Annotated in this window: 6 protein-coding genes; 4 read left to right on the top strand and 2 right to left on the bottom strand. The window is 64.2% G+C overall.

Annotated features, from left to right (window positions below):
* The 4 genes from ACR2J1_RS06650 to pabB form a co-directional block, all read left to right on the top strand.
* Positions 1-397, top strand: a 397-nt coding sequence (locus ACR2J1_RS06650; RefSeq protein ID WP_434018553.1) for an amidohydrolase family protein, incomplete at its 5' end; no start/stop codon positions are given.
* Positions 385-1,293, top strand: a complete 909-nt coding sequence (gene fhcD / locus ACR2J1_RS06645; RefSeq protein ID WP_434018552.1) for a formylmethanofuran--tetrahydromethanopterin N-formyltransferase — start codon at positions 385-387, stop codon at positions 1,291-1,293. The genes ACR2J1_RS06650 and fhcD, both read left to right, overlap by 13 nt.
* Positions 1,290-2,093 (top strand): formylmethanofuran dehydrogenase subunit C, encoded by an 804-nt coding sequence (locus ACR2J1_RS06640; RefSeq protein WP_434018551.1) that lies wholly within the window; start codon positions 1,290-1,292, stop codon positions 2,091-2,093. Before fhcD ends, ACR2J1_RS06640 begins: the two co-directional genes overlap by 4 nt.
* A 74-nt stretch (positions 2,094-2,167) precedes the next feature.
* Positions 2,168-4,048, top strand: coding sequence for an aminodeoxychorismate synthase component I (gene pabB, locus ACR2J1_RS06635; RefSeq protein ID WP_434018550.1), 1,881 nt, complete (start codon positions 2,168-2,170; stop codon positions 4,046-4,048).
* Positions 4,049-4,069: 21 nt separating this feature from the next.
* Here pabB and ACR2J1_RS06630 read toward each other — a convergent pair whose 3' ends face one another.
* Positions 4,070-4,579: a hypothetical protein gene (locus ACR2J1_RS06630; RefSeq protein ID WP_434018549.1), complete on the bottom strand. Its 510-nt coding sequence runs from the start codon at positions 4,577-4,579 to the stop codon at positions 4,070-4,072.
* 17 nt (positions 4,580-4,596) lie between these two features.
* Complete coding sequence (locus ACR2J1_RS06625; protein ID WP_434018548.1) at positions 4,597-5,046, bottom strand: hypothetical protein; 450 nt, start codon at positions 5,044-5,046, stop codon at positions 4,597-4,599.
* Positions 5,047-5,138 lie beyond the last annotated feature (92 nt).

The following is a 5,138-nucleotide window of genomic DNA, read 5'->3' as shown; positions in this document are numbered from 1 at the left end:
CCTTGCCGGCATCGCCCGCGAACTTTCCTATTTCGAGATTGCCATCATCACCCGCGCCGGGCCCGCGCGCCTTCTCGGCCTCCGTGACCGCGGCCATCTAGGCCCTGGCGCCGTTGCAGATATTGCCGTTTATGCTGAGCAGAAGAACAAGTCGGCCATGTTTGCCAGGGCCCGTCTCGCCTTCAAGGACGGCGCGCTCGTGGTCCGCGATGGCGAGGTTGTAGACGTGGTCTGGGGCCGCGCCTATCACGTGAGCCCGAGATTTGACAAAAAGATCGAGCGCCGCGTTGTTGATTTCTACGACCGGTATTATGGGGCGAATGTTTCAAGCTTTGGTGTGCCAAGCGACATCGCCGGTCGCCCGCACCGCTTTGCGGAAGTGCCATGTCTGAACTGAAGATCAAAGGCATCAAGATCGTCGAGACCTTTGCCGAAGCCTTCCCTATGGTCGGCACGCGCATTATCATCACCGCGCCGTCGCTGGAATGGGCGCTGATCGCGACGCGCACGATGACTGGCTTTGCCACCTCCGTGATCGCATGCGGCGCCGAGGCCGGCATCGAGCGCAACCTGACCCCCGACGAGACGGCCGACGGCCGCCCCGGCGTGTCGGTGCTCCTCTTCGCCATGGACACGGAGAAGCTTCAGCGGCAGTTGCGCAATCGTGTCGGGCAATGCGTGCTTACGAGCCCCGGTTCCGCCTGCTTCGCCGGACTGGAAGGCGAGAAGACGCTGAAGCTCGGCGCCTCGCTTCGCTTCTTCGGCGATGGCTGGCAGATGTCGAAAGTCGTCAATGGTCGCCGGTTCTGGCGCATCCCGGTCATGGATGGCGAGTTTGTCGTCGAGGAGAAGACCGGCCTCACCAAGAAGGCGATCGGCGGCGGCAATCTGCTCGTGCTCGGTAAGTCTCATGCTGCCGTGCTCGCCGCCTGCGAGCGCGCGGTGCGTGCGATCGGCGAGGTCGAAGGCGTGATCACGCCGTTCCCGGGCGGCATCGTGCGCTCCGGCTCCAAGGTGGGCTCGAGGTATAAAGGGCAGATTGCATCCACCAACGATGCCTACTGCCCGACATTGAAGGCGGCCGTGAAGACGGAGCTGCCGCTCGACGTCGAGGCGGTCATGGAGATCGTCATCGATGGCCTGACCTTCGAAGCCATCGCCAAGGCCATGCGCGCCGGCATGCACGCCGTTGCCGAGGGCGGCTCGGAGCAGGGCATCACTCACATCACCGCGGGCAACTATGGCGGCAATCTCGGGCCACATCATTTCCACCTCAAGGAGATCATCGCGTGAGCGCGTTCGTCCTGGAGCTCAAGCATAGACCGGAGCAGCGGCTCGACCTGTCGCCCCTCACGCCCGAGCGTCTGAGCGGCCTCGCGCCGAAAGAGATCGAGGCGTTGAACCTCGGCACGACCCGCACGCCGGCGACCGTCGGCGATCTCTTTAAGATCAAGAGTGGCGACCTTTCCAAGATGCGCTTCATCGGAACCGACCATCGCTGCGACCGCATTGGCCACGGTCTGAGCGCGGGGGAGATCGCGGTCGAAGGCGACGCGGGCGCCTATCTCGGCGCCGCCATGCGCGGCGGCCAGATGACGGTGACAGGTAGTGCCGGCATGGGCGCAGGCGCGAGCATGGCCGGTGGAGAACTTCAGATTGATGGCGATGTGGAGGAGCGTGCCGCCGGCATGCTCGTCGGCGAAGCCCACGGCATGCAGGGAGGGCGCCTCGTGATCGGTGGCAATGCCGGTCCCATGCTCGGGGAACGCATGCGCCGCGGCCTGATCGTTGTCGGCGGCGATGCGGCCGATTATGTCGGTGCGCGCGTCATCGCCGGCACCATCATCCTGAAGCGCGGCGTGGGGCACTTTGCCGGCTACGGCATGCGCCGCGGTAGCCTGATCTTCCTGGAAGAGCCCAAGCAGCTGCTGCCGACCTTTGGCGATTGCGGCGTGCTCGATTTCGATTATTTGCGCGTCCTGGAGCATGGCCTCAGCCAGACCGGTCTGCGCATTAACCTTGGCGGTCGCGCCCGCCGCTTCATGGGCGACATGGCCGTGCTCGGCAAAGGCGAGATGCTGGTCCTGGCTTAGGGCCGCGCCGGACCGGTCTTTCGCACCTCGATGTTGACACCGGGCGCACCCATATCCCCTATGCCACCGAGCCCATGCCCGGGCTATCGTCGCGCGATCGGCCGGACATCATGACCATATCGCCTTACGTGCTCCTCGACGACAGCCTGACCCCAGGCGGACGGAGCCTCCTCTACACCGCGCCGGTCGAAATCGTCGTGGCGAATGCGCCGGAGGAGATCGAGGCCGGCCTCGACGCGATCTCCGCAGGCCTTGCGCGTGGACTTTATGCGGCGGGCTTCTTCTCTTACGAGCTTGGCTACTGCCTCGAACCGAAACTGCGCGACTTGCTGCCCGAGCGGGGTGATGTGCCGCTGTTCTGGATCGGACTGTTCGGCGCCCCGCAACCGCTCGACGATGCCGGCACGCGCGCATGGCTTGAGACCAATGGCGGCCTCGGCCGCGCGCAGATCTCGGACCTCAGGCTCTCTTGGTCGCGCGAAGCCTATGACCAGGCCTTCGGGAAGGTGCTGGAGTACATCGCCGCCGGCGACGTCTATCAGATCAACCTTACGCTCAAATATCATTTCGCCTTCGCGGGCGATCCGGTCGCGCTCTACGCCGCGCTCAGGCGCAAGCAGCGTGTGGCTTACGGCGCCGTGATCGCCACGCCCGACCTCGGCGTGCTCTCGCTCTCGCCTGAGCTCTTCTTTCGGCGCGAGGGCAAGCGCATGGCGACGCGTCCCATGAAGGGGACGGCGCCGCGTGGCCGCACGCCGCGCGAGGATGCGCGCCTCAAGACGTGGCTAGCGGTCGACGAGAAGCAGCGCGCTGAAAATTTGATGATCGTCGACCTTCTCCGCAACGATCTCGGCCGTGTCGCCAAGATCGGCTCCATCGAGGTCACCGATCTCTTCACCGTCGAGACCTATCGCAGCGTGCATCAGATGACATCGGGCATCAGGGCGGAGCTTCGCGCCGACATGGGGCTCAAGGACATGCTGCGCTCGCTGTTCCCGTGCGGCTCCGTCACGGGTGCACCAAAGGTGCGTGCGATGGAAATTATACGCGAGCTCGAAGCGGCGCCGCGCGGCATCTATACCGGCGCCATCGGCCATATCGAGCCCAACGGCGACGCCCAGTTCAACGTGGCCATCCGCACCGTGGTCCTAAGCGGGCAGCAGGGTGAGATGGGAATCGGCTCGGGAGTCGTCGCCGATTCCAAGGCGGATAGCGAATTCGAGGAATGCCTGCTCAAAGCGCATTTCCTCACCAAAATCGACGCGCCATTCGAGCTGATCGAGACGCTTCGTTTCGAGCGCGAGACCGGCTTTCACCTGCTGGAGCGGCACCTCGCGCGGTTGCAATCCTCCGCGATCCATTTCGGCTACCCGTTCTCGCGCGAGGCGTTGCTCGCGTCCCTCAATGCGGAAGCGGGGAGAGTGACGAGCCCGGTGGCCCTGGTGCGGCTTCTGCTCGCAGAGGACGGCGTCCTGACGGTCACATCGACACCGATCGAGCTTCCCGCCAAGGGAACGGTTTGGCGCTTCGTGATCTCCGATCAGCGCGTCGACGAGAAGGACCCGCTCTTCTTCCACAAGACCACGCAGCGGCAATTCTACGACCGCGAAATGGAGAGGCAGAAGGCGGCGACCGGGTGCGACGAGGTAATTTTTCTCAACAAGAGGGGCGAGCTGACCGAGGGCACCCGCACCACGCTCTTCCTGGAGCATGACGGGCGCCTCTTCACGCCGGCGCTGACCTGCGGGCTGCTTCCCGGCACCTTGCGCGAGGAGTTGCTGGATCTGCCGCGGGCGGCGGCCAGCGAAGCCATCATCACACTGGATGACTTGGCGCGTGCGGACCGGATCTATCTCGGCAATTCGGTGCGCGGCCTGATCCGCGCCGAGCTCATGCAAGCGAGCGCCGGGGCCGCGAACGTCGTAGCCCCGGCGCCTGAGTGCGCGGCATCCTAAAGTCGGTTCGTCGCTAGAGACCTAGAACGTATCGTGACGCTGTTCGGGGGTGGGTGGGGATGTCGGCACGCTCTGTGCCGCGGCCCGCTCATCTTCCGTCTGCAGTCGGCTCGCTGCCTTGCCGAGCGATGCTCGCAATTCCGTCCATGCCCGGCCCAAGCCCTCGCCGACATCGCGCGCGCCTTGTCGCAACGGCTCCGAACGCTCCCAGATCTGGCGAGCGGTTTCCTTCGAGCGGACGCCCGCTTCGGTGGCCTGTTGCCAAGTCGAATCGCGCAGCTCGTCGAGCTGCCGCTCGGTGGCTTGCTTGAAACCCTGCGCCCGGTTCTGGACGTCTTGATAGCGGGCTTGCAGATTGTTGATGAAATGCTCGCCGAGCGCGGAGGTGTGCATGCGAAGCTCCGCGAGCTGTTGGCCGAGAACGCTGAGATCGCGCTCGAGGTTCGACCATTCCTGCTTCGCCTGCGCCTCGTTCGCAGAGGAAATGTTCGGCGCGGATTGGTGGCTTTGATGTGAATTATGTTCGTGCATGGTGGACTCTCTCCCGGTCAGACATGAATCTCAGGGCAGGTGGATTGGTGCTCGGCCTGCGTTCGCCCTCCCAACGTCGCAAATGCCGCCTTCGCGGACCGCTGCAGGTCCTGCAACCATTTCTGCGTGGCGCTTGACCACGCCTCGATCTGAGCGGAATCGTGACGGAAGCTCTCCCATTTCCATTGCCGACCGCTTAACGCCTCGCGAAAAGCGGAAGCCTTGGTTGCCACACGGTTTTTGAGCGCTGACAGAGCTTCCTCGCTGTGTACCCCGGCAGTTTCGGCGGCGAGGGCCGCCCGGCGAGCCTGGACTTTGAGATCGGCAATGAAAGCATCCAGAGAACTGGCACTTTCGCGCTGCGGAGTGTCGCCACCCTCAGCCCGAGCGGAGGAGGGGAGCAGCAGCCCGCCGATCAAAGTCAAGATCATCGTGAAACGAAACACACCGGAATGCAGTCCCGCCAAACCCTTCCTCCATCGTTAGGGATAGCCGAGTCCGATAAGATTGCCCCTCGTGAGCTTAAATTCAAGGGCTCCAGGGGAGGCTGATCCAGCCC

This window comes from Methyloceanibacter sp., from assembly GCF_050999895.1.
In the GTDB taxonomy this organism is placed as follows: Bacteria; Pseudomonadota; Alphaproteobacteria; order Rhizobiales; family Methyloligellaceae; genus Methyloceanibacter.
The sequence above is the reverse complement of the archived record's forward strand: the minus strand, read 5'-3'. Positions and strand labels throughout refer to the sequence as shown.